At 62.0% G+C, this 24,204-nt stretch carries 30 protein-coding genes; 13 read left to right on the forward strand and 17 right to left on the reverse strand.

Annotated elements, in window-relative coordinates:
- The first annotated feature begins 61 nt into the window (after positions 1-61).
- Positions 62-1,636 carry a B12-binding domain-containing radical SAM protein gene (locus FZZ92_RS04525; RefSeq protein WP_226422696.1) on the forward strand — a complete coding sequence of 525 codons (1,575 nt, stop codon included), beginning with the start codon at positions 62-64 and terminating at the stop codon, positions 1,634-1,636.
- Between the two features lie 3 nt (positions 1,637-1,639).
- On the opposite strand, the gene FZZ92_RS04530 is transcribed toward FZZ92_RS04525, so the two are convergent.
- The 4 genes from FZZ92_RS04530 to FZZ92_RS04545 form a co-directional block, all read right to left on the reverse strand.
- Entirely contained in the window at positions 1,640-2,047 is a 408-nt protein-coding gene (locus FZZ92_RS04530) for a DUF4346 domain-containing protein (protein WP_226399025.1), read from the reverse strand.
- A 9-nt stretch (positions 2,048-2,056) separates the two neighbouring features.
- Positions 2,057-3,232 carry a GNAT family N-acetyltransferase gene (locus FZZ92_RS04535; protein WP_226422697.1) on the reverse strand — a complete coding sequence of 392 codons (1,176 nt, stop codon included), beginning with the start codon at positions 3,230-3,232 and terminating at the stop codon, positions 2,057-2,059.
- 78 nt (positions 3,233-3,310) lie between these two features.
- Positions 3,311-3,985 carry a dihydrofolate reductase family protein gene (locus FZZ92_RS04540; RefSeq protein WP_226399023.1) on the reverse strand — a complete coding sequence of 225 codons (675 nt, stop codon included), beginning with the start codon at positions 3,983-3,985 and terminating at the stop codon, positions 3,311-3,313.
- 8 nt (positions 3,986-3,993) lie between these two features.
- On the reverse strand, positions 3,994-4,914 hold the full coding sequence (locus tag FZZ92_RS04545; RefSeq protein ID WP_226422698.1) for a 6-carboxytetrahydropterin synthase: 921 nt from the start codon (positions 4,912-4,914) through the stop codon (positions 3,994-3,996).
- A 51-nt stretch (positions 4,915-4,965) separates the two neighbouring features.
- Here FZZ92_RS04545 and FZZ92_RS04550 point away from each other — a divergent pair, with 51 nt between their 5' ends.
- Positions 4,966-5,541, forward strand: coding sequence for a shikimate kinase (locus FZZ92_RS04550; protein ID WP_226422699.1), 576 nt, complete (start codon positions 4,966-4,968; stop codon positions 5,539-5,541).
- A 2-nt stretch (positions 5,542-5,543) separates the two neighbouring features.
- Here the strand turns inward: FZZ92_RS04550 and FZZ92_RS04555 are convergent, their stop codons facing one another.
- Entirely contained in the window at positions 5,544-5,807 is a 264-nt protein-coding gene (locus FZZ92_RS04555) for a chlororespiratory reduction protein 7 (protein WP_166018518.1), read from the reverse strand.
- Here FZZ92_RS04555 and FZZ92_RS04560 point away from each other — a divergent pair.
- On the forward strand, positions 5,806-6,483 hold the full coding sequence (locus tag FZZ92_RS04560; protein ID WP_226422700.1) for a DUF6816 family protein: 678 nt from the start codon (positions 5,806-5,808) through the stop codon (positions 6,481-6,483). The genes FZZ92_RS04555 and FZZ92_RS04560 overlap by 2 nt on opposite strands.
- On the opposite strand, the gene FZZ92_RS04565 is transcribed toward FZZ92_RS04560, so the two are convergent.
- The 5 genes from FZZ92_RS04565 to FZZ92_RS04585 all read right to left on the reverse strand — a co-directional run bounded on the left by FZZ92_RS04565 (position 6,449) and on the right by FZZ92_RS04585 (position 9,864).
- Positions 6,449-7,174, reverse strand: a complete 726-nt coding sequence (locus FZZ92_RS04565; protein ID WP_226422865.1) for a glutathione S-transferase family protein — start codon at positions 7,172-7,174, stop codon at positions 6,449-6,451. The two genes, FZZ92_RS04560 and FZZ92_RS04565, sit on opposite strands and share 35 nt — an antisense overlap.
- A 156-nt stretch (positions 7,175-7,330) precedes the next feature.
- Complete coding sequence (gene grrA / locus FZZ92_RS04570) at positions 7,331-7,693, reverse strand: GrrA/OscA1 family cyclophane-containing rSAM-modified RiPP (protein ID WP_226422701.1); 363 nt, start codon at positions 7,691-7,693, stop codon at positions 7,331-7,333.
- Positions 7,694-7,934: 241 nt separating this feature from the next.
- Positions 7,935-8,576 (reverse strand): hypothetical protein, encoded by a 642-nt coding sequence (locus FZZ92_RS04575; protein WP_166018512.1) that lies wholly within the window; start codon positions 8,574-8,576, stop codon positions 7,935-7,937.
- A 205-nt stretch (positions 8,577-8,781) separates the two neighbouring features.
- Positions 8,782-9,393, reverse strand: a complete 612-nt coding sequence (locus FZZ92_RS04580) for a hypothetical protein (protein WP_166018511.1) — start codon at positions 9,391-9,393, stop codon at positions 8,782-8,784.
- 216 nt (positions 9,394-9,609) lie between these two features.
- A complete protein-coding gene (locus FZZ92_RS04585; RefSeq protein WP_166018557.1) occupies positions 9,610-9,864 on the reverse strand; it encodes a DUF1651 domain-containing protein in 255 nt (84 codons plus the stop codon).
- Positions 9,865-10,153: 289 nt separating this feature from the next.
- On the opposite strand from FZZ92_RS04585, the gene FZZ92_RS04590 reads away from it, so the two are divergent.
- From FZZ92_RS04590 to FZZ92_RS04610, 5 genes are all read left to right on the forward strand, one after another.
- Positions 10,154-10,360 (forward strand): DUF751 family protein, encoded by a 207-nt coding sequence (locus tag FZZ92_RS04590; protein ID WP_226422702.1) that lies wholly within the window; start codon positions 10,154-10,156, stop codon positions 10,358-10,360.
- Complete coding sequence (gene rbfA / locus FZZ92_RS04595) at positions 10,360-10,764, forward strand: 30S ribosome-binding factor RbfA (protein WP_226422703.1); 405 nt, start codon at positions 10,360-10,362, stop codon at positions 10,762-10,764. The genes FZZ92_RS04590 and rbfA overlap by 1 nt, the downstream gene beginning before the upstream one ends.
- Positions 10,745-12,346: a glycoside hydrolase family 3 N-terminal domain-containing protein gene (locus FZZ92_RS04600; protein WP_226422866.1), complete on the forward strand. Its 1,602-nt coding sequence runs from the start codon at positions 10,745-10,747 to the stop codon at positions 12,344-12,346. Before rbfA ends, FZZ92_RS04600 begins: the two co-directional genes overlap by 20 nt.
- A 65-nt stretch (positions 12,347-12,411) precedes the next feature.
- Entirely contained in the window at positions 12,412-13,614 is a 1,203-nt protein-coding gene (locus FZZ92_RS04605) for a glycosyltransferase (RefSeq protein ID WP_226422704.1), read from the forward strand.
- Positions 13,611-14,405 carry a uroporphyrinogen-III synthase gene (locus FZZ92_RS04610; protein ID WP_226399051.1) on the forward strand — a complete coding sequence of 265 codons (795 nt, stop codon included), beginning with the start codon at positions 13,611-13,613 and terminating at the stop codon, positions 14,403-14,405. Before FZZ92_RS04605 ends, FZZ92_RS04610 begins: the two co-directional genes overlap by 4 nt.
- Here FZZ92_RS04610 and FZZ92_RS04615 read toward each other — a convergent pair.
- Genes FZZ92_RS04615 through zds form a run of 3 tightly spaced genes read right to left on the reverse strand, consistent with a single transcriptional unit; the run spans position 14,384 to position 16,762 of the window.
- Complete coding sequence (locus FZZ92_RS04615) at positions 14,384-14,884, reverse strand: hypothetical protein (protein ID WP_226422705.1); 501 nt, start codon at positions 14,882-14,884, stop codon at positions 14,384-14,386. The genes FZZ92_RS04610 and FZZ92_RS04615 overlap by 22 nt on opposite strands.
- A complete protein-coding gene (locus FZZ92_RS04620; protein ID WP_166018502.1) occupies positions 14,859-15,296 on the reverse strand; it encodes an SRPBCC family protein in 438 nt (145 codons plus the stop codon). Before FZZ92_RS04620 ends, FZZ92_RS04615 begins: the two co-directional genes overlap by 26 nt.
- On the reverse strand, positions 15,296-16,762 hold the full coding sequence (gene zds, locus FZZ92_RS04625) for a 9,9'-di-cis-zeta-carotene desaturase (protein ID WP_166018501.1): 1,467 nt from the start codon (positions 16,760-16,762) through the stop codon (positions 15,296-15,298). The genes FZZ92_RS04620 and zds overlap by 1 nt, the downstream gene beginning before the upstream one ends.
- 70 nt (positions 16,763-16,832) lie before the next feature.
- Between zds and FZZ92_RS04630 the strand changes: the two genes are divergently transcribed.
- From FZZ92_RS04630 to FZZ92_RS04645, 4 genes are all read left to right on the forward strand, one after another.
- Positions 16,833-17,225 carry an iron-sulfur cluster assembly accessory protein gene (locus FZZ92_RS04630; RefSeq protein WP_166018500.1) on the forward strand — a complete coding sequence of 131 codons (393 nt, stop codon included), beginning with the start codon at positions 16,833-16,835 and terminating at the stop codon, positions 17,223-17,225.
- A 49-nt stretch (positions 17,226-17,274) separates the two neighbouring features.
- Positions 17,275-17,694: a hypothetical protein gene (locus tag FZZ92_RS04635; RefSeq protein WP_166018499.1), complete on the forward strand. Its 420-nt coding sequence runs from the start codon at positions 17,275-17,277 to the stop codon at positions 17,692-17,694.
- Between the two features lie 168 nt (positions 17,695-17,862).
- Positions 17,863-19,032, forward strand: coding sequence for a lipid-A-disaccharide synthase-related protein (locus FZZ92_RS04640; RefSeq protein WP_226422706.1), 1,170 nt, complete (start codon positions 17,863-17,865; stop codon positions 19,030-19,032).
- On the forward strand, positions 19,029-19,301 hold the full coding sequence (locus FZZ92_RS04645; protein ID WP_166018497.1) for a hypothetical protein: 273 nt from the start codon (positions 19,029-19,031) through the stop codon (positions 19,299-19,301). Before FZZ92_RS04640 ends, FZZ92_RS04645 begins: the two co-directional genes overlap by 4 nt.
- Here FZZ92_RS04645 and FZZ92_RS04650 read toward each other — a convergent pair.
- A complete protein-coding gene (locus tag FZZ92_RS04650; protein WP_226422707.1) occupies positions 19,249-20,178 on the reverse strand; it encodes a TIGR01777 family oxidoreductase in 930 nt (309 codons plus the stop codon). The genes FZZ92_RS04645 and FZZ92_RS04650 overlap by 53 nt on opposite strands.
- A gap of 82 nt (positions 20,179-20,260) precedes the next feature.
- Between FZZ92_RS04650 and FZZ92_RS04655 the strand changes: the two genes are divergently transcribed.
- Positions 20,261-20,515, forward strand: a complete 255-nt coding sequence (locus FZZ92_RS04655) for an NAD(P)H-quinone oxidoreductase subunit O (protein WP_115025407.1) — start codon at positions 20,261-20,263, stop codon at positions 20,513-20,515.
- Here the strand turns inward: FZZ92_RS04655 and FZZ92_RS04660 are convergent.
- Genes FZZ92_RS04660 through cysK form a run of 3 tightly spaced genes read right to left on the reverse strand, consistent with a single transcriptional unit; the run spans position 20,494 to position 24,190 of the window.
- Positions 20,494-22,560: a glycosyltransferase family 39 protein gene (locus tag FZZ92_RS04660; RefSeq protein ID WP_226422708.1), complete on the reverse strand. Its 2,067-nt coding sequence runs from the start codon at positions 22,558-22,560 to the stop codon at positions 20,494-20,496. The two genes, FZZ92_RS04655 and FZZ92_RS04660, sit on opposite strands and share 22 nt — an antisense overlap.
- On the reverse strand, positions 22,557-23,225 hold the full coding sequence (locus FZZ92_RS04665) for a J domain-containing protein (protein WP_166018494.1): 669 nt from the start codon (positions 23,223-23,225) through the stop codon (positions 22,557-22,559). The genes FZZ92_RS04660 and FZZ92_RS04665 overlap by 4 nt, the downstream gene beginning before the upstream one ends.
- A complete protein-coding gene (cysK, locus tag FZZ92_RS04670; RefSeq protein WP_166018493.1) occupies positions 23,222-24,190 on the reverse strand; it encodes a cysteine synthase A in 969 nt (322 codons plus the stop codon). The genes FZZ92_RS04665 and cysK overlap by 4 nt, the downstream gene beginning before the upstream one ends.
- Between the last annotated feature and the right edge of the window lie 14 nt (positions 24,191-24,204).

The following is a 24,204-nucleotide window of genomic DNA, read 5'->3' on the forward strand; positions in this document are numbered from 1 at the left end:
ACCTATTGAGAGGTATCTCTAACCGGGCCAACCGGACGTCCATCCATCAACGCCCGACGCCATGCGTACCCTTTTTGTTTACCCCGAGTTCCCAAAGACCTTCTGGAGTTACGAGAAGATCCTTGAGCTGGTGAACCGCAAGGTGTTGCTGCCTCCTCTGGGGATGTGCACGGTAGCTGCGCTGCTGCCCCAGGACTGGGAGATGAAGCTGGTGGACCGCAACGTGCGGGAGGTGACAGAAGAGGAATGGAGCTGGGCCGAACTGGTCATCATTTCGGGAATGATCGTTCAGAAGGACGACATGGCCGTGCAGATCGGCAAGGCCAAGCAGCGAGGCCTACCAGTGGCCATCGGAGGCCCCTTCGCCAGCTCCACACCGGATGCACCCGAACTGGATTTGGCGGATTTCAAGATCCTCGATGAGGGGGAAATCACCCTGCCGATGTTCCTGGAAGCCCTGGAACGGGGCGACACCAAGGGTCGGTTCACCTCAGAGGGAGACAAGCCGGACGTCACTGCCACACCGATTCCCCGCTTCGATCTGCTGCAGCTCGACGCCTACGACTCGATGAGCGTTCAGTTCTCCCGCGGCTGCCCCTTCAACTGCGAGTTCTGCGACATCATCGTTCTCTACGGCCGCAAACCCCGAACCAAAACCCCCGAGCAATTGGTGGCGGAGCTGCAGTACCTCTACGACCTGGGCTGGCGACGGTCGATCTTCCTGGTGGACGACAACTTCATCGGCAACAAGCGCAACGCCAAGCTGCTGCTACCGCAGATCCGCACGTGGCAGAAGGAGCGGGGGTACCCGTTCAGCTTCGCCACTGAAGCCTCCGTGGACCTGGCCGACGACGACGAGATGATGCGGATGATGCACGATGCGCGATTCGAAAGCGTCTTCCTGGGCATCGAAACCCCAGATGAAGCCAGCCTGGAAACAGCCCGCAAGGTGCAGAACACGCGCAACCCGCTCGATGCTGCTGTTGACCGGATCACGGCGAACGGCATCCGAGTCATGGCTGGCTTCATCATCGGCTTTGACGGCGAAAAGGATGGAGCAGGCCGCCGGATCGTGGACTTCGTGACCCGCACCGGCATTCCCGCCGCGATGATGGGCATGCTTCAGGCCTTACCCAAGACAGCCCTGTGGGCGCGGCTGGAGCGGGAAGGTCGGCTGATTCAGGGAGAAGATGCCGCCAAGGGCGTGAATCAGACCAACTTGCTCAACTTCGAACCCACCCGACCGATCCGAGACATCGCCAACGAGTACGTGGAAGCCTTCTGCGCGCTCTACGAACCCAATGCCTACATGGATCGGGTCTACAGCTACTACCTGAAAATGGGTGCCCCCCGCTGGAAAGCTGCCGCAAAGCTTCCGACGTGGATTGATATCAAGGCTTTGAGCACCGTGGTCTGGCGTCAGGGGATCAAACGCGATACCCGCAGTCGTTTCTGGAAATACATGTTTGGGATGGCCCGCCATAACCCTGCTCTGCTGGAGCAGTTTTTGGTCGTGTTGGCCCACAACGAGCACTTCCTCGAGTACCGCTCGATCGTTCAGCAGGAAATCCGCGAGCAGCTGGAATCCTTGCCGCCTGAAGAACCCACCACTCCAAAAGAATTACAACCCGTTTAAAACTCAGTCCTGCACATAGTCCGTGCCGTCTCGGAGACACTGTTCGGCCTTCTGCAACTCTCGCCCGAGATAAAGGGCATGATCGAGAAGACTCAGCGGATGAGGCTCATCCCCCTCAGTGAGATCAATGCCGAGCTGTTTGGCTGTACGGCCGCGATAGATCGCTGAGGGCCGCCGGGGGGCATTTGCCCCGTCACAACGCAACACCTCACCGGTGTCGGAATCTCTGGCCAGCCCTTTGTCATCAATGGTGTTGCCGTAGTGCTCCAGCACCAGTTCGGCTGCATCACGATCCAGCTTGATCAGGAAATATCCGCTCGGGTCCAAGGCGATGAAACGCTGAGACAGGCGATGATCCAGGGCATCCATCGCGGCGGCGGTCGATGCCGGTGCTTCAGGGGTTGTGGTCATGCCTTCAACCTACAAAGCCAAGGCAGGAGGTTCTGCTTTGAAGGGCAGCTCCGCATTGATGGCCTCGATCTCTTCCAGCATCAGGCCGTTCACCTTCGGCAACCAGGTGCGGATCAACTGATCCATTTGGGGCTGGTACCACCGGTGCAGGCTGGCGTGAGGGCGTGCCACAAAGCCCCGGCGACGTTTGTGACTGCCACCGGCTCCAGGGTCAAAACTGGTGATGTTGTTGGCCAGGGCCCATTCAATCGGGGCGTAGTAACAGACTTCAAAGTGGAGACAATCAATTTCCTCGTTGCTGCCCCAATACCGGCCCCACAACTGACGGCCGTCCTGGACGCACATCGACATGGCGACCGGATCGTGAGGATCACCGCGGTGGGCTGAGAAGAGCACCAGCTGATCGCGGTGCAGCCGTGCCAGCGCTTCAAAAAAACCCTCCTCCAGATATTTGCTGCCCCAGGGTCCCCAGCGAGCACAGTGCTGCTCATAAAAGCGATGCATGGTCTGAAGCAGCTTCAGATCGAGCTGGTCTCCGCTGAGCGGCGTCACTGTGATTCCCGCCTTGGCTACGGCCTTGCGCTCCCGCTTGATGTTGCGGCGCTGGTTGGCATTGAAGCCCTTGAGATAGTCCTCAAAGCTCTGATCATCGCCTCGGCTCCAGAGGCTCTGCTGGTTCAGCCAAGCGGCGCAGCCTCCCGATTCCGCCAGGGGCCGCCACTGCGGATCCACATAGAGAAAATTGCAGCTGAGGATGCCGTTCTGTTCGCAGAAGCGATCAATCGCCCGCAGCAGCTCCCGTGTGAGCAGAGCCTCGTCCTCTCCAGCCCGCACATGAAAGCGATACCCCAGCACGGGGCTGACCGGGCTCATCCCAAGGAGCTTGGGGTAGTAGTGCAAGCCCAGATCAGCGGCGAGGCGCGCAAAGGTCTGGTCAAACACAAACTCGCCATAGCTGTGCCCCTTCAGGAACAGAGGGGCCACAGCAATCGGACTGTCATCCCGCCAGAGGGCCAGATGCAAGGGTTGCCAGCCTTGATCAGGGATGGTGCTGCCGGAGCTTTCCAGGGCCTCCAACCAGCTCCAGCGGTAAAAGGGGATCGCATCGTCTCCAACCAGGCTGTTCCACTGCTGCTCAGTGATCTCGTTGATGGAGCGATGCCAGCGGGCCGTGAGTGACGTCATTCAGACGGTGTCATTGGCCATCGCTGATGACCTTAACCAGAGAGAACCACGGGCTGATTAAAGGCTCAGGAAAGTTCCCTAGCGGATCCTCTCGTAGCGAAGAAGCCACTCCCCGTGACCGAGGTCCTCAACGCCATCGGACTGCCAGGCGCCCGGTTGCACCAAAGAAGCAGGCAATGGCGAATCCGTGAGTGGCAACCAGCTGAAGGGACCGCCAAGCAGCTGGGGCACCACTGTGAGCTGGAGAGCATCGACGCAGTCCGCTGCCAGCAGATCTGCGGTGAGTTGAGCGCCACCCAAAAGCACGAGCCGCTGAATCCCAGCCGCGCCCAGCGCTTGGAGCCGCTCCGGCCAGGTTGGCGCCAAAGGGAACCAACGATCAAAGCCCTGATGCATGGGTGCCGGAGCCAAGAGCCAACGCTGAAGTGGCTGGTCAAAGAACTGCCAGGTGCGCGAGAAGCCGAGCGATCGGCTGACCACCACAGCGGCCGGCTGCTGTGGTCGCCCCTCCTGCAGGCGCTGCTCCAACAACTGAGGGTTACGGATCAAGCAGGTGCACTGATGGGCGCGCAAGGTCCCAGCGCCAATCAGGCAGGCATCTGCCCAAGCCAGTGCCTGCTCCAAAGCACGCCGGTCTCCGGCTCCACCCAGCTGGGCCGCACCGCCTTGAGGCGGTGCCAAGCGGCCGTCGAGGCTGATGGCCAGCACCAGCCGGACCGTGGGGCATTGAGAGGTGGGGCGTTGGGGCGTCAAGCCGTCAGTCAGACGGCCGCCACTGCATCGAGGGCAGCCGGTGACATCTCCAACTGCGGTGCTTCGGCATAGACCTCAGCCGCATTGTTCGGACTTTCCTGCAGCCGCACCTTGTGAAGGCTGGCACCAATCGCCTTGATCGGGCTGGAGAGACGATCGGTGATGTGCAAAGCGATGTTCTCAGCTGTGGGCACACACTCTTCGAAGAACGGCACGTCCTTGTTGAGGAAGGTGTGATCGAAAGGCTCCACCACCAGATCATCCACGAGGCGTTGCAGGGCGGACAGATCGCAGACCATGCCGGTGCGGGGATCAATCTCACCGCGCACGGTCACATCCACCAGATAGTTGTGGCCATGGCCATGGGGGCGGGCGCACTTGCCGTAGATCGCTTCGTTTTCCTCCTGGCTGAGCTCCGGGCGAGCCAGGCGGTGGGCAGCAGCGAAGTGAGTGCGGATGGTGAGGAAGGCGTCCATGGGATGTCCGAGATAGTCGGCCCAAAGGCCCGGTTGTTCGTAGAGGCGCAGAGCCGTAATCGGCAGATGCGGGCTGAGGCGCTGCCAAATCACCCGCACCAGGGCCTCAGTGGTGGGGAGACAGCCGGAAGGACCGGAAACATCGAATTCCGGCCAGGCCTCATTGAGGAAGCGGAAGTCGAGCTGGCCGGTGACCTCGTTACGAATGGCGTGCTTCACCTCCGAGAGGTTGAGCACCATGCCGTCGGCATCCAGTCCGCCGGCCATGGACACGATCAGTTCGTAGTTGTGACCATGGCCTGGAGCCAAGGCGCAGGGCCCAAAACGGGCGGCGTTGTCATCGGCGGATAACTCCGGCAGCCAATAGCGATGGCTGGCGCTGAAACAGGCCCGCCGGGTAATGACACAGCCACGACCTTGGCCGTGCCGCGCTGGTGACTTCGTTTCAGTCATGTGACGTTCCGGCCGCCAGGCATCCTAATGAGCTAATGCCGATTCCGAGTCATGGCGGATTCCACCCCCACCCTTAAGCAGCGACTGGGCGGGCGCAGCCTGTACCTGGTGGGAATGATGGGCAGCGGCAAGACCAGCACCGGACGGCCCCTGGCCGAACGCCTGGGTTACGGCTTTGTCGATGCTGATGCTGTGATCGAACAGGCAGCAGGCTGCAGCATCCCGGAGATCTTTGAGCGGGATGGCGAAGCAGGCTTCCGCAGCCTGGAAAGCCAGGTGCTGAATGCCATCAGTCAGCGCCACTCACTGGTGGTGGCCACCGGTGGCGGTGTGGTGACCGAACCGGAGAACTGGGGGGTGCTGCACAGCGGCATCGTGATCTGGCTCGATGTGGTCCCCGACCAGTTGATGCAACGTCTTAAAGCCGACAGCACGGTGCGTCCGCTGTTGCAGACCGCCGATCCAGAAGCCGACCTGAAGGCGCTGCTGAACAAGCGACAGCACCTTTACGCCGAAGCCGATCTCACGGTGGTGATCAACGACGAGACCCCGGACGTGGTCGCCGATGGGATTCTGCAGCTGCTTCCGAGCCTGCTGAAAGATCCGAGCCAACGCCGCACCGACTGAAATCAAGCCGTTGGCGGCTCCAGCCGTACTGCAAACCACTGCAAGGTCAGACCGGGGCTGATCTCCAGATCGCAGGCCGTGTCGATCAAACGCTGAGCCGCCGCTTCCACATCGGGTTGATCCGCGAGATCGGCCGGCAGCTGATCGAGCCTGCGCAACCAACCGCTCAGCCATGTCAACGTATCGGCAGCGCTGAGCAGCTTCTCCGGCTTGCCGGGCTCCAGCACCACATAGTCATCAAGGGCACGGATCAGGGGATCAGACATGGAACGGGGGTTGTGGATGCTGCTGATCAGCCTCACCATCCTGCTCAGTGGCGGCCCCGCCTGGGCTCAAGGCAGCCTTGAGCAGCGGCTGAACAGTTGGCCCGACTGGAGCCTTCCAGCACCATTGCCGCGGCCCTCGAATCGGGACGACCTGGTTTATCCCGACTGGTTTGACGGGCTCTGGCAAGTGGAAAGCATTGATCTGGATGCCCCTGGCGATCCAGCTCTGCGCCATCAGGCACGGTTCAAGGCCGACCGACGCGGTCGCCTGATCGGCGATCGAAGCTTCAATGCCACAGCCATTGGCCGAGCCCTGCTCGGGGAGCAGCTGCTGGGGGTCGAGGAAGACCCCGACTCCGCCAATCGCCAGATCGCTCGACTGAAAGGCGACCTGTTCCTGGAGACAACGGTGACGGGCCGCCGCCAAGAGAGCCCGAGCCCTGAGACTTTTCTTGCAGACGAACTGGTGCTGCAAATCTTGCATGCCCCAGGACCTCCGCGGTTGAGCAGAATCGAAACCCTCAGCCGCTACAACCGCTGCGGCAAAGACATCTGCGCTGAGCAGTGGCAAGGGCGCTATGCCTCCCCAGGGGAAAGCCTGCGGGATCAGGCCATTGCTCAGCACCACTACAAACTGCGCTTCACACCTCTTCCAGCGTCCGCTCCATCAATTTGAGTTCGAGCTGGTCACGCCATTGGAATAGGGGCTGCAGCTTGGGGTGATCGCTCAACCCGGGCACACCCTTGCCAGCCAGGGCCGAACCCGCTGAGGGGGGAAATCGAAGCAGCGACAGCTGGGCTGCCACGGCGATATCGGCCAAGGTGAGGCTATCGCCGACCAACCAGGGGCTGGCCTGCACCGAGGCGGCGAGCTGCTCAAGGCTGGCAAGAAGCTCGGTGCGTTCGTTCTGGTTGACCAGCTCGGTGATGTTGCTGACCCAACCGCCGGGGATCACACCCATCACCGAACGCACGGGATCGGGAAGATCGTCGGGCAGCAGTGCAACACGTAGCTCTGGGTCTAATGCCGCGGCCTGCACCAAAGACGAGCGACCGGCCATCGCCAAGGTGGTATCGGCCCAGTCCTCCAACAGATGCACCTGGGCAACCTGACGTGGATCAGCCGGCAGCAAAGCAGGGTCGGGCTCACGTCGATTCAGGTGCAGCGCAATGGCACTGGAGTCGGCAATCACTTGCTCCCCATCCACCAGCACAGGCACCTGCCGTTGCCCGGACAGCCGGAACACGGCCACCTGGCCAACGCCAGGGGTCACCTCCACGGTGCGGAAACTCAGCCCTTTGGCCTGCAACACCATCCGCACCTTGAGGCAGAAGGCGGAATGGCGGAATTGATGCAGCTCCAGCATGTCCAAAACAGCCATAGGCCCGGCAGAGTAGCCAGCACATTCCGAAGCTCGCCAGAACCATGCGGGAGTTTTGCCCAATTTCAGGGCTACGAATCCCCCATCTGGGTAGGCAATAAAAATCCCGCAATGCTGACGGGGTTAAGTCAGCTCGCAGTTCTACCAATTCACAAAGCCACGTCGCCCGCCACCGTTGCCCCAGGCACCTGAACCGTTGCGCCAGCCACCACCACCGGCGTTAGCGAAACCACCACTTGAATTAGCGAAACCGCCACCATTGCGCCAGCCACCGCCATTGGCCCAGCCACGTCCGCGACCGTTACCCCAAGCAGCGATATCCAGCGGTTTGTGCAGCTTTGCATTCAACAGGTGCGACCAGCCGTCGTCACTCCGTGCAGCAGCAATGCGTTGCTCGATGCTGTTGTCAGCTTTTTGAACTGAATATGTTCCGGCCTCAGTGGCGCCAACACTGCTCCAGGTGCTGAGCAGGATCAGTGTTCCAAGAAGGGTGGTTGGCTTCATTAGGCCCATTGAGCAGCTGAATTTCTGAAGTACTAGCCATAGTGGAAGCGGCGGGTCATGTGTCAGACGTGACTGCTTGAAGTGTTCCCCGATCTGGTCAAGCAATAAAAATCCCCGCCATCGCTGACGGGGTGGCTTGTATGTGAGGTCTTGTCGAGAGATGGATGGCGACAATCGTGTCGCCTCTTGGCTTATTTACGATCGATCTTGTAGTGCTTTCGCCCAAAAAAACACTTTTTTGCTAGCCAATGGCAAGATCGACGGCCCTGGATAGGGTGAGGCCAAAAACGTCTAGAACAACAAATCCATTTAAAAGTCTTACCGCTTTCGAGGGGGCAGTCTTGCATGAATCTTGCGAGTAATCAAAACAAACTTCGGCCGCAAAAAAGAAATATTCCATGGCCCCAGGTGCATCATAGACCAGAATGGCAGGAGGTAAATTCCTGATCGAACGACCTTCATTGATGCGCCAATACCACCACGAAAAGCAGATCAAAATTATGGGTATAAATAGAAGAAGTTCAACAATTAAAAGGACTGGGCTTTTGATCGGGGCAACAAGAAGTAAATTCATGATAACAAGCTCTAAAATCCAGCACACTGAGAGAAATATTGCCAATATATCGACGCCTTTTCTCACTCCCTTGTTCGCCAAATTCAAGACAATAAGGATAAATGTGTAGCCAAAAAATATGGCGCCAATTGGCTGCATATGGTTGGTAAGGGCGTCCAGAAAAGCATGTGCAACTTCTAGGAAGTTTTTTATTGCTCCTTCTTCTACTGCCTCGAGGTTGAGGTTTCGATCGAATTGTTCGGTAAAAATAAATGTAGCGAGTAATACGTAGATTTCTGCTGGTTTTTTGATTCGCTGAAGAAATGTCATGTCTCTGCAGTCGTCTTCACAATCTTACTGACAAAGCCTGAGGTGTCTCCAGTTGCCTTGGAGAGTACTGCGCCTAAAAGCAGGTGTTTGTTCGAGAAGGACTCACCCAGAGAATGGAAGGATTGGGCTGAGATCACATTCTCTCGCATCTGAGTTGAGGCTCTCCCCCAGGTGCCAACCAAGCAGCCTGCCCTGCTCGTCCCGATCATTTCTTCAGTGGGTCAGCCTCCAACTTGATGCGCTGCTTTTCAGCGGCTTCAGGGTTGCTTTCAGCCCATGCCTTCATGCCAGGGTTTGCCTCCAAGTAGGCGCTCCAGTCGCACTCGAACGCAACAAGCCTCTTGGAGCATTTAGGGCGCTTCGCTTCAGCCTCTATGGCTCGCCAATTGTCTTCAGCATGCTCACAACTGGAGTTCCAACCTTCTTGAGGAGCGACTGAAGGGCAGGTAGAGGTTTGCTCGACCTCGACGGTGGCACCAAGACGCAGGATTCCAACCTGCAGCTCGTCCTTCCAGAAGTTGTAGTTGTTTCCGCAGCGCCAGGTGGACTTGCCAGCAACCAGCGGTTCGTGGTGACCTCCGCCAAGTCCAACCCAGTCGCAGTAGACGCGCTGGCATTTGCCTTCGCCGACATAGGCGTGATTTTCAGGGCACTTGTTGCCGAGGTACTCAGGGGTTCCAGCCTGAGCCTCTACACAGCCGCGATAGTCGGCGGCTTGAAGACAGAGCTGGTGGATTTCAGGGGCGACATCACCAGCAGCAGTTACAGGAATTGCTCCAGCAATCAGAGCAATGGTTGCGAGAGCGGCGCGAATCATGAGCCAATTGTGGTCTCAAACCGTTTCTGGTGCCCAGCCCACTTACTTCTGCCACGTCGACGCCCAAAGCGTGCATCACTACTTCAGGCGCTCACCCTGCTGCAGTTGCTTTTGTCTGAGGTTGCATCGCATCAGATCTTCCAACAGAAATTTCCAGGCCCTAATTACATACACACCAGGACGCTGATTCCCCCCATACCCCCTTCGTTCTAGAGCTCAGCAGAGGCTCCCTCCCCAACAAGGCTCCACTTGTTGCCAGCCAACGCGATGCAACTCCTTCCAGAGCTGCTCTGCAGCGTCCCTGCGCAGATGCACACGTGTCTTGAGGAGTGGTGGTTCTTCCGGTATGGGTATCCCCGTGTCGAAAAAGACCTTTGGATCTCTGATCCAGCTCTTCTTATCCCGGTGAAACCGCTTCGTTTCTTTGGTCGCCGGATCTTGGATGAAGCCCTCTGACCCAAAAACTCTGATTTAGTTCATATGTACCAAGCTATTGCAGGTCACATCAATAGATCGAGCCAGCCTGTCCAAGGCGTTGGATAAAACATGTCCAATAACCCCGCAGATGCACTGCAATTACAAGAGATCTAGAAGTCTCAGGCAAACTCCCTCACGGTTTTTTGAGCCGAATAAACTCCACGCATCCAAGGCATCTCTTGCTGAACACCGGTCCGTTATGGATCTGTGCTGCGTCAGCAGCCTCTGCCCAAGAATTGTCTAAGCCTTCCAAACACCTCCAAAAACGTTGCAATAACTAGATATGAGAGAGTTTTTCCTCAACGTCTCCCGTTACCCCCGCTACTTGGTGGCCTTCACCCTCGGGGTGATGAATTCCGTCGCCGAACCCCTAGTCGCACGCCGGAGCAATCCCGTCACAGCCGTCGCCTTGATCGGCGCCCTGATCAGCGGGGGAATCAGCCTCATACTTGTGCTGCATGCCATGGTGAATTCAGCACCGATGGCGTGATGGCACAGGGGCGTCGAGTGGAGCGGGTTGCCGCGCTGATCCGCAAAGAAGTCAGCGAACTATTGATCAATGGCATTCGGGATGAACGGGTGCACCAGGGCATGGTGAGCATCACCGAAGTGGAGGTGTCCGGCGATCTGCAGCACTGCAAGATCTTTGTGAGCGTGTTCGGAGAGGCCCAGGAGCGCGCACAGGTGCTCGAAGGCCTTCAGGCCGCCAGCGGTTTCCTGCGGGGAGAACTGGGGCGGCGGCTGCAGATGCGCCGCTCCCCCGAGGTGGTGTTCCAACTTGACCGCGGCCTGGAACGCGGTAGCTCCATGCTGGGGCTGCTGAATCGCCTCGAGGATGAACGGCAGCAGCGAGGTGAGGTTCCACCGGGGAGTGATGAACACCCCAGCGAGTAGCAACCTGCGTCGCCAGGTGGCTGAGCTGCTGGTGCTGCGGGCCAGTGGTCATCTCAGCGACCACCAGCGCCGTTACCCGCAATGGGAACTGCCCAACGGCACACTTCAGCGTCTGCTTCAGGAAGGTGTCGGCGGCGTGATTCTGCTGGGGGGCAGCGCCGTGGAGCTGCAGCAACGCACCCAGCAACTGCAGGGGTGGAGTAGCCAGCGGTTGCTGTTCTGTGCAGACGTGGAGGAGGGCGTGGGCCAACGCTTCGAGGGCGCCAGCTGGCTGGTGCCGCCCCTGGCCCTTGGACGCCTCTACCGGGGCGACCCCGAGCTGGCCATGGCACTAAGCGAACGCTACGGCCGCTGCACCGGCGAACAGGCTCGCCGCTGCGGCCTGAACTGGGTGCTGGGACCGGTGTGCGACGTCAACAACAACCCCGCCAACCCCGTCATCAATGTGCGGGCCTGGGGGGAGGATCCCAGCAGTGCGGGCGCCCTGGCCGTGGCTTTTCAGCGGGGGCTATCGCAGGCCGATGTGCTCGGTTGCGCCAAGCACTTTCCCGGCCACGGCGACACCGCCAGCGACTCCCATCTCGACCTGCCGGTGTTGCCCCACAGCCGCGAACGGCTGGAACAGGTGGAACTGCCCCCATTCCGTGCCGCCATTGCCGCCGGCATTGACAGCGTGATGACGGCCCACCTGTTGCTGCCGGAACTGGATCCAGAGCAGCCCGCCACCCTCTCCAAGGCCGTCCTCTCCGATCTGCTGCGGCGCAAGATGGGGTTCAACGGTCTGGTCGTGACCGATGCCCTGGTGATGGAAGCGATCAGCGCACGGCATGGCGCAGCAGAAGCGGCCGTGCTGGCCTTTGACGCCGGAGCCGACCTGATCCTGATGCCGGCGGATGCAGATGCCGCGATCGATGGCCTCTGCGCTGGCTTCAACAGCGGACGACTGCCCCTCGAGCGGTTGGAGGAGAGCCGTCAGCGCCGTGCCCATGCTCTGCAATCAATCCCTATCAGCGCCCCTTCAGGGCCAATTGTCACGGCAGCCGACCAGGCCCTGGAAGCGGAGCTGGTGCGCCACAGCGTCACCATCCGCGATGCAGTGGTGCGGGCTGACGCAGGGATCAACCTGGTGCGGGTGGATTCACTGTTACCAAGCGCAGCCGCCCTCAGCGGCTGGTCACCGGCCCTGCGCATTCCCGAAACCCAAGGATTTCGCTCGGTGGTGCTGCATGGAGAAGGCCTGTCGCCCTGGAGCGGCCAGCCGGAGGCACCCCTTGCGCTGGAAGGCCTGGGGAATGGCCCGGTGATGCTGCAACTCTTCCTGCGGGGCAACCCCTTCCGCGCTGGGCGTGACGCTCAGGAGCCCTGGGCTGCAGCCATCCAACAACTGGTCACCCTCAACCGACTGGCCGGGGTCGTGATCTACGGCAGCCCCTACCTCTGGGAGAGCCTTCAGCCCATTCTGCCCAGCGGTTGTCCGGCCGCCTATTCCGCTGGCCAGATGCAGGAGGCCCAGCGCCAGGTGCTCACCGCGCTGTTTCCCACCAGTTCGCCGGCTAGCGGAGGCGGTGCATTCACCGACTGACCACATCCAATCAACCGCACGGACCAACCGCATCTAACCTCTCGCCAACTTCCAGCCGGCCGGCCATGCTCAGCCTCTCGATGATCGTGCGCGATGAAGAGGCGCGTCTCGGGGAGTGTCTGCGCTCCGTGCAGGGCTTTGCCGACGAGCTGGTGGTGGTCGACACCGGCTCCAGCGATGCCACGGTGGCCATTGCCGAAGCCGCCGGAGCCAGGGTTGAACGCATCACCTGGCCTGGGGACTTCGCCCCGGCCCGTAACCAGGCCATGGGATTCCTTAACGGTGACTGGGTGCTGGTGCTGGATGCCGATGAACAGCTGCGCCCCGAGGCCATCCCCGCCCTGAAGGCTCTGATGGCCCAGCCCGATGTGCTGGTGATCAACCTGCTGCGCTACGAGGTGGGAGCCGCCATGGCGCCCTATTCCAGCGTCAGTCGCCTGTTCCGCCGCCACCCCTCAATCCAGTGGAGTCGGCCTTATCACTCGATGATCGACGACAGCGTTCGCGCCCTGCTGGAGACGGAACCCCAATGGCGCATCGCCGATTGCAGTGAACCTGCGATCCTCCACGACGGCTACAGACCGGAGCTGCTGGAGGGCAGCGACAAGGCGGATCGGCTGCGGCAGGCCATGGAAGACGACCTGCGGGACCGCCCCGGTGATCCTTACGCCAGCGCCAAGCTCGGGGGTCTGTTGATCAGTGAAGGCAAGACCGACGACGCCATTCCCCTACTTCAAGCGGGACTCCAACACTGTGATGGGGGCAGTGCCGAACGCTATGAGCTGCTGCTGCACCTGGGATTGGCCCTGACCCCCAGCGATCCCGCCCAAGCGGTGCGCTGCTACCGGCAAGCGCTGGAGATTCCCCTCGACACCCGGGTGAGTCTGGGAGCCCGACTCAACCTGGCGGCCCGACTGATGGAACAGGGCGACCTTGAGGAAGCCATCAGCCTCACCCAAACCGCCGCCCAGCGCGCCCCGGAAGTGGCCCTGGCCTGGTACAACCTGGGGCTGATGCAACGACGGCGCGGTGACCTCGCTGCGGCCCTCGAGGCCTACGGGCGCGCCCTCGGCCTGGATCCCAACAACGCCGCGTGCCATCAGAACAACGCGGTGGCGCAATTGCTGGGCGGCAACATCGATGCGGCCCGCAGCAGCTTCATCCGCGCCATCAGCCTGCTTCAGGCGCAGGGGCAGTCCGACGCGGCCGACGCGCTCCGGGAGAAAGTGCAGGGGGTCGTGAAGCTGAACGGGGAGGCTGTCGCTTGAGCCATCCCTTGAAGAGCCGAACGGTGATCGTCACCCGCGCGGCCGACCAGCAGGGGGCCGCGCGTCAGCTGCTGGAGCAGCGAGGTGCCACGGTGCTGGACCTTCCGGCCCTGGTGATCGGACCACCCGACCACTGGGGCCCACTGGATGACGCCCTTGAGGAGCTGGACAGCTTTCACTGGCTGGTGTTCTCCAGTGCCAATGGCGTGCAGGCCGTGGAGCAGCGGCTGCAACGCATCGGGCGTTGCCTGGCCCGGCGCCCCGCCAGCCTCAAGATTGCGGCGGTGGGCCGCAAGACGGCGCAAGTGCTGGAGAACCTTGGGGCTGCAGCGGATTTTGTGCCCCCAAGCTTCGTGGCCGACAGCTTGATCGATCACTTCCCAGTGTCGGGCTGGGGCCTCAAGATGCTGTTGCCACGAGTGCAAAGCGGTGGTCGCACCCTGCTGGCGGATGCCTTCGGCGAGGCCGGAGTGCGGGTGGTGGAGGTGGCGGCCTACGAATCCGGATGCCCCTCCTCGATGCCGGACCCAACAGCAGCCGCCTTGGACGAGGGCAGCGTCGATGCCATCGCCTTCAGCAGCGGCAAGACGGCGGAGCACACCGCTCAGCTACTGGAGCAACGCTTCGGCCCAGGGTGGACCAATCGACTGGAGGGAGTGAAAGTGATTTCGATCGGCCCCCAGACCAGCCGCAGCTGCCTGCAATGCTTCGGGCGGGTGGATTCCGAGGCCGACCCCCACGATCTCGAGGGACTGGCCGACGCCTGTGCTCAGGCGATGCAAAAGTCCTGAGGTTCGTCGTTCAGCGACAGGCGGATGCAGCCGCTCACCATATCGATGCTGAGCACCGACCATCCCGTCGGCAGAACCAGCGGAGCGTCATCCTCGCAGCGGCCATCGGCACCCACACAGATCACACCGCTGCCGCTGGCGGTGGTCACCATGGCGCGTTTCTGGTTGCCCACCATCAGAACTCCCGTCACTATCGGGGTGATGACGGACGTGCCTTCCTGAACATCCGCACCGGACAGTGGACCGAAGGGATCGACCCGTCCACCAGGGGTAGCCTGCTGCACCTCCTCGGCCGAGGGCAATGGGGTCAGGCCGATGGCAAGAGCTGCGGGAGCAGACGCTTCGGGCAACGGCGAAGGCTGCACTGGAGCCGATGGCAGTGCTGTGACCGTTGGCGTTTCACCACCACAGCCCGCCACTGACACCAACACAACTACGGGAAGGAACCAGCGCTCAGCCGCCTGCTTCCACCAGGTCACGGAAACGGTCAAGATTGGCCTGGAGCTCCTTGGTCACGATGCCCCCCAGGATGCTGGGTTCCATTAACGGTGCCAAGACCCGCGGCAATTCGTAGGCCACGCTCAACTTGACCACCGTGCGGTCGTCAGCTTCGGGATAAAAGCGCACCGCCCCCTTGGTGGGCAGTCCCCCCACGGATTCCCAATGCAGTTGCTGGGCTTCGACCCGCTGCGTGATCCGGGCTTTCCAGCTGAAGCGAAAGCCCTGAGCCGCCAGGGTCCAATCGGTGAGATCGGGATCCTCCAGGGGCTTGACCGACTCAATCCAACGCATCCAGCGGGGCATCGCTTCGAGATCACTCCAGACCTCCCAGACCTTGGCGGCCGATGCCTGCACCTCGGTGGTGACCGTGTGTTCGAGCCAGCGTCCCATCAGGCCACCGCCGCGTTGGTGGCCAGCTTCACAGGCCGATCAAGGATGGCCGCCGCTGCCAGATGACCGCTCATCGTGGCTCCCTCCATCGAATCGATGTAGTCCTGGCGGGTGTAGCTGCCGGCAAGGAAGAAATTAGAGATCGGTGTGCGCTGTTCAGGGCGGTAGGGCTCCATGCCTGGGGCTTCCCGATACAACGACTGGGCCAGCTTCACCACGTTGCTCCAGGTGAGCTTGAGGTTGCGGGCTGAGGGGAACAGCTCTCGCACTTGACGGTCGGTGTGAGCCACGATCTCGTCCACAGACTTGGGAATCCAGGGATCCCCTGGAGTCAGCACACATTGCAGCAGGGATCCTTCTCCTTCCTTGCGGTAGTCCTCCGGGCTGGCCAATGCCAGATCAGCGAAGCAGCTGAAATCAGCATCAGCGGTGTACAGCAGATTGTTCAGACCTGTAGGTGTCGCCACATCCCGACGCTGGGCCTCGTGGGAATCCCCCAACTCGGTCACCCAGCCGTCGTAGCGGAGCTGAACCGTGGCCACCGGCACGGCCTCCAGCTGATGAATTGCCTCGAACTGGGGGTAGCGGTTCCAAGCTTCGGGCAGCAACTTCTGAATCCCCGGCACATCACACGCCGCCAAATAGACATCGGCTTCAACACGGACATCACCCTCAGGCGTTCCCAGCTGGAGGCCGGTGATCTCGGGCGCCTCACCCTCGCTGAATTCCACCTGCTTCACCCGGTGGCGCAGATGCAACTTGCCGCCACGCTGCTGGATGTAGTCGAAAATCGGGCCCGTGAGCCAGCGGTGGGGGGATCCCTTCAGCAGGTTGAGCTTGGAAGCTTCAGTCTTGGCCGCAAACATCATGAAGATGGTCAGCATGCAGCGGGCGGAGATGGCCTCGCAGTCGATGAAACCCAGGGCGTAGGCGACGGGGTTCCACATCCGCCGGATGCTTTCAGGGCTGCCGCCATGGCCCACAAACCAATCCTGGAAGCTGACGGAGTCGAGAGCACGAATGGTGCGCATCGCTCCCTCGTAATCCACCAAACCACGCACGATCGGGCTGGTGCCCAGGGCCAGGGCATTGCGCAACTTGTCGATCCAGCTGAGCTGCGGTGTGGTGAAGAAAGCCTTGAGGCCGTTGAACGGCGCACCGATGGGGAAGCGGAAATCCAGCTCCCGTAGATCGCCCCCCTTGTTCACGAACAGGTGCGTGTGCTGCTTGGGCAGCAGGTTCTCAAACGCCCCGACCTTGCGCATCAAGGCGAAGAGATTGGCGTAATTGAAGAAGAAGACGTGCAACCCCATCTCGATGTGGTTACCTCCCTCATCCACCCAACTGCCCACCTTTCCGCCCATGAACGGACGGGCTTCGTAGAGATTCACCTCATGGCCTGCATCCACGAGGTCAACAGCAGCGGAGAGACCGGCGAGGCCGGAACCAACGATCGCGACCCGCACAAGATCTGGTCAACTAAGGCGACTCTATGTATGAGCGTTCATAGAGTGAGAGCACGAGCCTGCGTTGACCATGACCTCCACCCCCGATACTGCGCCGGCCCATACCGCCAAAGACGGCAAGGGCATCCTGATCACCGAACCGGCGATGCAGCAGCTGGCCAAGCTGTGTGGCGAACAGGGTGACAACCAGGTGCTGCGCGTCGGAGTCCGCTCCGGCGGCTGCAGCGGCATGAGCTACACGATGGATTTCGTGTCCGCCGCCGACACCCTCGACGACGACGAGACCTACGAGTATGTGGCCTCTAATGGCCAGAGCTTCCGGGTGATCTGCGATCCGAAGAGCCTGCTCTACATCTACGGAATGCAGCTGGACTTCAGCACAGCCCTCATTGGTGGTGGATTTAACTTCACCAACCCCAACGCGAGCCAAACCTGTGGCTGCGGCAGTTCTTTTGCAGTGTGAGCGAAGCCACGTGGGACTCTGAGGGGAGATCACTGCCCTCTCCCCGTTGATGGAGACTTCCCAGGACAGCCTGTTTGAGCAGGCTATGGCCCGATACCAGAGCGGCGCCGCTGCCGAAGAGGTGCTGCCTGATTTCGCCCAGATCGTTGAAGCCGCCCCCCGCCAGTCGGCGGGGTGGACCTGTCTGGCCTGGCTGCAGCTGCTTTGCGATCAGCCGGAGGAAGCGCTGCGATCAGCACGCTTCGCCGTGAAGCTCAACGGCCAGGACCCGCAGGCCAGGATCAATTTGAGCCTGGCCTTGCTGGAGACGCAATCCAAGGGCGTGCGGGACCACATCCAGGTGGTGCAGCAAGTGATGACCCTTGCCCCGGAGGTGTCCAGCGAACTCAAGGCCTCAATCACCGATGGCCTCGAGCGCAAACCAGGCTGGAAGGCTCTCGAGAAAGTGAAAGCCTGGCTTGAACTCTGATTGCAACAACCCGCCCTCCAAAAGCCCGGTCACGCGCACTGCCTGCATGACAGCCCTGCATGACAGCCCCTGCATGACAGCCACCTGGACCATCACCCGACTGCGGTCCCAACACGCCAACGGCATTCCGGATCCGAATAGGTGGATTTAGTGAGAGAGAACCCCGCAATGGCACGCATCCTTCTGCTGAGCAATGGCCACGGCGAAGACCTCTCCGGCGCCCTGCTAGCCCAAGAACTTCAGCAGCAAGGGCACAGCGTGCAGGCGCTCCCCCTGGCGGGACTCGGCAGCGCCTACCGCAAGGCCGGCGTGCCGCTGCTGGGACGCAGTCATGAATTCAGCACCGGCGGCATCGGCTACACCAGCCTTCAGGGTCGCCTGACAGAACTGCTGCAGGGACAGGTGCTGTATCTACTCAAACGACTGATTCGTCTGCTGCGTCACCGGCATCGCTTTGATCTGATCCTGGTGGTGGGGGATGTGATCCCGGTGATCGCGGCATGGCTCAGTCACCGCCCCGTTGCGACATACCTGGTGGCCTACTCCAGCCACTACGAAGGGCAGCTGCGCCTGCCCTGGCCCTGCGCCGCTCTGCTGAAAAGCAAACGGTTCAAGGCCGTTTACAGCCGCGATCAACGCACCGCTGAGGATCTCAGTCACCAACTGCATCGACCAGTGACCTTCCTGGGCAATCCGTTCATGGATTCAGTGCTGACTGCGGCACCCACAGCGCCAGCCAGCGGTCAGCACATCGGTCTGGTGCCCGGCAGCCGCCGACCGGAACTGGAGCAGAACCTGCAGCTGCTGCTGCAGCTGATGGAGCTGCTCCCCACCACACCACCCTGCAGCGTGGATCTGGCCTTGGTGCCAAGTCTGGATGACGTCAGCCTGCAGCGACTGAGCAACAGGATCGGCTGGCGGTTGACGAACGGCGTGCTGCAGCGCGATGGAGCCGTGTCGATCAACGTGCGCCGCGGAGCGTTCAAGGCCGTACTGCAGAACAGCGATCTGGTGATCGGCATGGCGGGCACCGCCATCGAGCAAGCCGTTGGACTGGCCAAACCGGTGCTGCAGGTACCAGGCCAGGGGCCGCAATTCACCGCGGCGTTCGCAGAAGCCCAGCGGCGCCTGCTGGGCCCCACCGTGTTCTGCGCCCCCGGGGAGAGCGGTAGCAGTGAGGCCCTCAAGGCCACAGCAGAGTTGGCCTTGGCGCTGCTGGATCGCTTCCGAGGGGATCCAATCTTTCAGCAGCAATGCCGAGTGGAAGCAAAACGACGCCTCGGGGAGGCAGGCGGAGGCCAGAGAATGGCGGCAGCCATCAGTGCACTGCTGCCATGAGTGCCCCTTCAGAACCGGCCTGGAAACGCTGGCTGGACCGCCTGCTGATGGTGAACGTGCTGTTTGTGTTTGTCGGAGCTGGGGTCTTTGCGGTTGCGGTGGTGGGCCAAAGCCAAGGGGATGACTGGCTCATGGACCGGGTTCAGGTGCTGTGGCAACCCCTCTTCGCACCGGCCATCAGCCTGCTGATCATGGCGGCCCTGGTGAGCGGCATCTTCAGCTGGTGGCAGCGGCGAGTGCTGAAGTCAGATCGGGGTAACGGAAGCTGAAGTTCATGGTGTCCAGCCGCTCCGAAGCGACCTGCTGGCCCTCTAGCACTACCTTGGCGCCATCCCCCAGGAGCACCTGGAGCACCGGTCCAGGGACCGGCAGCAGGCTGGGGCGTCCCAGGCTGCGTCCCAGCTGCTTGCTGAAGGCCGCCATCGACACCGGCTCGGGAGCAACGGCATTGATCACGCCAGTCCAGCTCTCGTCCGTGAGGGATTGGAGGATTAGGGCACAAAGGTCACTGCGGTGGATCCAACTCATCCACTGGCGGCCACTGCCGATCGGACCGCCAAAACCCGTACGAAACACCGGCAGCATTTTTCCGAGCGCGCCGCCGTCAGCGGCAAGCACGATGCCGATCCGCAGGGTGACCTGCCGCACCGAAGAAGGAACCGCCTCGGCAGCCGCCTCCCAGCGCTGACACAAGCTGGCGAGAAAGTCGTTGCCGGGTTTGCTCGATTCGAGAAAACGCTGCTCCAGGCTGGAGCCGTAGAAACCGATCGCCGAAGCGTTCACCAGCACCTTTGGCGGGGTTGAACAGGCCTCGATCGCCTTCACCAGCTGCGAGGTCGTCTGCAGACGGCTGGTCTCCAGCAACTGCCGGTGAGCTGGGGTCCAACGCTTCTCAGCAATCGGTTCCCCCGCCAGGTTGACCACCGCATCGGCCTGGTTCAGGGCTTCCAGGAGCCCAGCATCGGCCCAGGTGCTGCTGCTGGTGGGGTCGAGCTGCATCCAGATCAGTCGCCCATCCGCCCGTTCAGTGTTGTAACCACGGGCCAATCGACGGCTGACCACCGTGAGCTGATGGCCGGCCTGGAACAGGAGCGGCAGAAGCTCACGGCCAACGAAACCAGTGCAGCCGAACAGCAGCAGACGCATGAAAGCGGGGGTGATGCGGCTGGGAGGCTAGAGGGGTTCGTCGGCGATTGGTTTTAGCCTGGGGGCATCACCATTTCTTGTCATGGCCGAATCCGACGCCGCTGCTCCCGCCAAGGCCAAGCCTGCTGCGTTGCGGAAAGGTGCTTTGGTCAGGGTGAACAAGGCCGCCTACAGCGCCAGCCTTGAAGCGGCTGCCAGCGACCCCACGGCACCCGCGTACATCTTTGAAGGCCCCGGTGAGCTGCTGCTAGTCAAGGGGGAATACGGCCAGGTGCGTTGGAATCGCCCGGTACCCGATGTGTGGCTACGGATGGATCAGCTGGAAGCCTGCTCCTGATCCTGCTCTTGATTCGAGGAGGGCTCCAGCGCTTCCTCCACGGCCGTGACGGCCGCAGGGACTGAGGTCATGGCGGCGGGGATGCGCCAAACGGCACCCGACAGGACCCCGCTGAGATCCCCCAAGGCCACGAGTACTGGGTTCGAGATGGTCGCTGCGTCTGCAGCTGCGGCGGCCTGCCAGGGATTCCAGCCCGCCAGGTTGACCACGCTGCGATAAGCCGCCGGCCAAGGGTTGTCGGGCAACAGGCGTTGCAAGTGCTCGAACTGCGCTGATGCCTGCGCCGGTCGGTTCTCAAGCACCGCCAGCAGCGCCAGGGTCCAGCGTGGTCGAATCGCCTGCGGATCCTGGGCCAGTGCCTCCAGGGCCTCTGCGCGCACCGGGTCTCGATAGCTGAAATGGCCATCGAGCATGTGCTCCTGCCCCACAGCTGCGAACACTGGATCCAGCCCCACCGGCCCGGCGGCCAGCCCGGCGGCGAGGTTGGGGAAACGATCCGCAAAGGATGGTTCTGCAATCGGGTGGGTCAAGCGACGGCGCCAGAGGGAATAACTGCCCCCCCTGGGACGCTGAAACTGATTCACCAGCTGAAACACACCGCTGCTGCGCACCGCGTGATCCAGATGCCGTGCCGCCTTGCGCACCGATCCCTGGTCCCCTTCCGCCAACACCACCCATTCCGCCCGCTCCAACACAGGCTCACTGTCACGGCGGCTGCCACCCAGCTGGCGTCCAACGGTTTGCCCCCCCCGGCGACGGCCGTAGAAGCTGACGTTGTGTTGGTTGAGATCAGAGGTACTGGGCACCACGATCAAAGTGGCGGGAGGGGTGCTGGGGTCCGCACCGCCAGCGGCCTGCACCAGAGCCTCCACCGGGCCGCGGGGGCGATCTTCAAAACGATGCAGCTGATGGGCCCAGCCCGCGGGAACACAGGCCAGCAGCCCTGCTCCAAACAGAGGCCAGACCAACGCTGAGCGTTTGGCCTGCAACCAATGCCCCCACTGCCACCAACCCCGGGCCAGCAGCAACAGCAGGGCGGGAAGCAGGGGAGCGATGTAGCGATCGCCTTTGTTCGGACTCAGGGTGGTGAGCACCCAGGCCGCGACGAGATTGATGACGAGCCAGCGCCAAGACCAGGCGTGATCGGTTGAAACCTGCTGGCGCTGCCAGCACCAGAGCAGCACCCCCGAAAGACCAACCAAAAGCAGCACACTGCCCAGCTGCTCCGGCAACAGGCGCAGATACCACAGCCAACTGGCCAGGCTGAGCACGCCGGGGTCCCCTTCCCGGGCCGCCGACTCGAACACAGCCCGGTTGGTACCGCCGAGGCTGGTGATCCAGTTGTGACGCAACCAGGGGCCAACAAGCGCGGCCGTGAGGAAGGGCAACAGCAGGGCCTGACGCAACCAGGGGCCACCCCGGCGAATCGCCATCCCGGCGGCCCAGAAACCGGCGGGCACAAGCACCAGCAAGGCGCTCTGCTTCACCAGCACCGCCGCCAGAGCCGCCACGGTGCATCCCCAGGCCTGCCCCCAACGGCCACCGCTCTGGGGGTCGCACCAGACCCCGAGACGCCAGATCGCCAGGCTGCAACTGGCCACAAGGGCCATCTCAAGCACGTAATCCGTCCGCAAATCCAGGAAGGCCGGCGTCAATGCCGCCAAAAGGCAAGCGATCAGGGCCAGGCCCTCCCCCTGCAGCCGCCTCCCCCAGCCCGCCATCACGACAAGGAGCAGCCCGTGCCAGAGGCTGAGGCTCCAGGCCGCCTGCTCCGGGGCATCGCCACTCAACGCCATCACAGTGCCGTTCACCAATGAGGCCAACGGCGGAATCTTCGGGGAGAGATCCAGCAATGCCTGCCAACCCTGCCAACCGCCACCCGGCAGCAATCCCAAAGCGCGGCCGTGGTCCATGGCGCTGTTGAGGTAGTCAGCCTGATCCCAGGCGGGGACACCGGTCTGCAGCGTCCACCAAAGCCGATCCACCAGGGTTGACAGCACCCAGATCAGGGCAACCCAAGCCCAGAAACGCCAGCGCTGTTTCACACGATCTCCAACCGACGCCGCTCATCCTGGAGCCGCTTGCGTCGCTGCTTGGCCTCGCGCAGCATCTCGCGACCATCGTGGAGGTAACCATCCACGTAGCCCATGGTGTAGCGCTCCAGCTCTGCCAGAGCGTCCTCCACTTCCGAGAGGCAGTGATACAGGCTGAGGCCGAAGCCACGGGCCGAGGCCGGCGTGGGCAATGACTGGAACAGTTGTTTGACGCGTTCCATCCGGCTGCCGCTCGCCTCGAGATAACTGCAGAACGCCTCCATCAGCTCGTCGTCATAGGGATCAGCCGACAGTGCTTTGAGTTGCTTGGGGAAGGGATTGATCACCTCACCGAGCATGCGGTCGATCGGGGCGTAGACCCGCCGCAGCCACTCCACCAGAGCGTCATCAGCCGCCACCGAGCGCTCGTGGGCACGGCTGGCCCGGCGAAGATCCGCCGGCGATGCAGCACGCCCCGGCTGGGGCCGCGTGCGATCAAATGCCTTCCGGCGCTCGGCATCGCCAAGCACTTCCCAGGCGGCATTGAGGGCCAGCATCTGCTGATCGTCGCCGCCGGCATCGGGATGGTGCTGCTTCACCAGCTGGCGATAGGCCGCTTTGATTTCAGCGTTGCTGGCGGTGCTGCTGACACCAAGCACGGCATAGGGGTCGCTCACAGCTGGCCATCCCTCCGGGCGGGAAGCTGCGAAGCAGCACTGAACATTGGTGTTGAGAGATATCTCTCGCCATAACTAGCCAGCATCACCACCAGCCGTTTGCCCGCCATGGCGGGATCCTGGCCAACGCGGAGGGCCGCTGCCATGGCTGCTCCACTGCTGATGCCGTAGAGCAGACCTTCCTCCCGGGCCAGTCGCCGTCCCACCTGCATCGCCTCCTCATCGCTCACCGTGAGGATCGAATCAATCCGATCCAGTTCCAGCACCGCAGGAACAAAACCGGCCCCGATCCCCTGAATGCGGTGGGCGCCCGCCGGCCTCCCAGACAGAACGGCACTGGCCTCGGGCTCCACGGCAATCACCTGGAGCTGCGGCTGACGCTCTTTCAGCAGCCGGGCACAGCCAGTGATCGTGCCACCGGTCCCCACCCCTGCCACAAAGGCATCGATCTGGCCCTCCGTATCGCGCCAAATCTCCTCGGCCGTGGTGCGTTCATGCACGGCTGGATTGGCGGGGTTGTCGAACTGCTGGAGCAGATAGGCGTTGGGGATCTCTGCCACCAACTCCTTGGCCAGGGCAATCGCCCCATTCATGCCCTGGGCACCGTCAGTGAGCTGCAGCTCTGCGCCATAGGCCCGCAGCATCGCTCGACGCTCGGTGCTCATCGTGTCCGGCATGGTGAGAATCAGCCGGTAGCCCCGGGCCGCCGCCACCATGGCCAGGGCGATTCCGGTGTTGCCGCTGGTGGGTTCCACCAGCACTGTTTGGCCGGGAACGATCGTGCCGGCCTGCTCTGCCTCCAGCACCATGGCGCTGGCGATGCGGTCTTTGACCGAGGCCGAGGGATTGAAACTCTCCAATTTGGCCAGGATCTCGGCCTGGCAGCCGCAAGCCTGAGGCAGGCGGTTCAAGCGCACCAGGGGCGTGCCGCCGATCAGGGCCGTGATATCAGGCGCAATGCTCATGGGTGCAGCTTGCC

It is taken from the genome of Synechococcus sp. MU1611, from assembly GCF_020514255.1.
Classification (GTDB): Bacteria; Cyanobacteriota; Cyanobacteriia; order PCC-6307; family Cyanobiaceae; genus Parasynechococcus.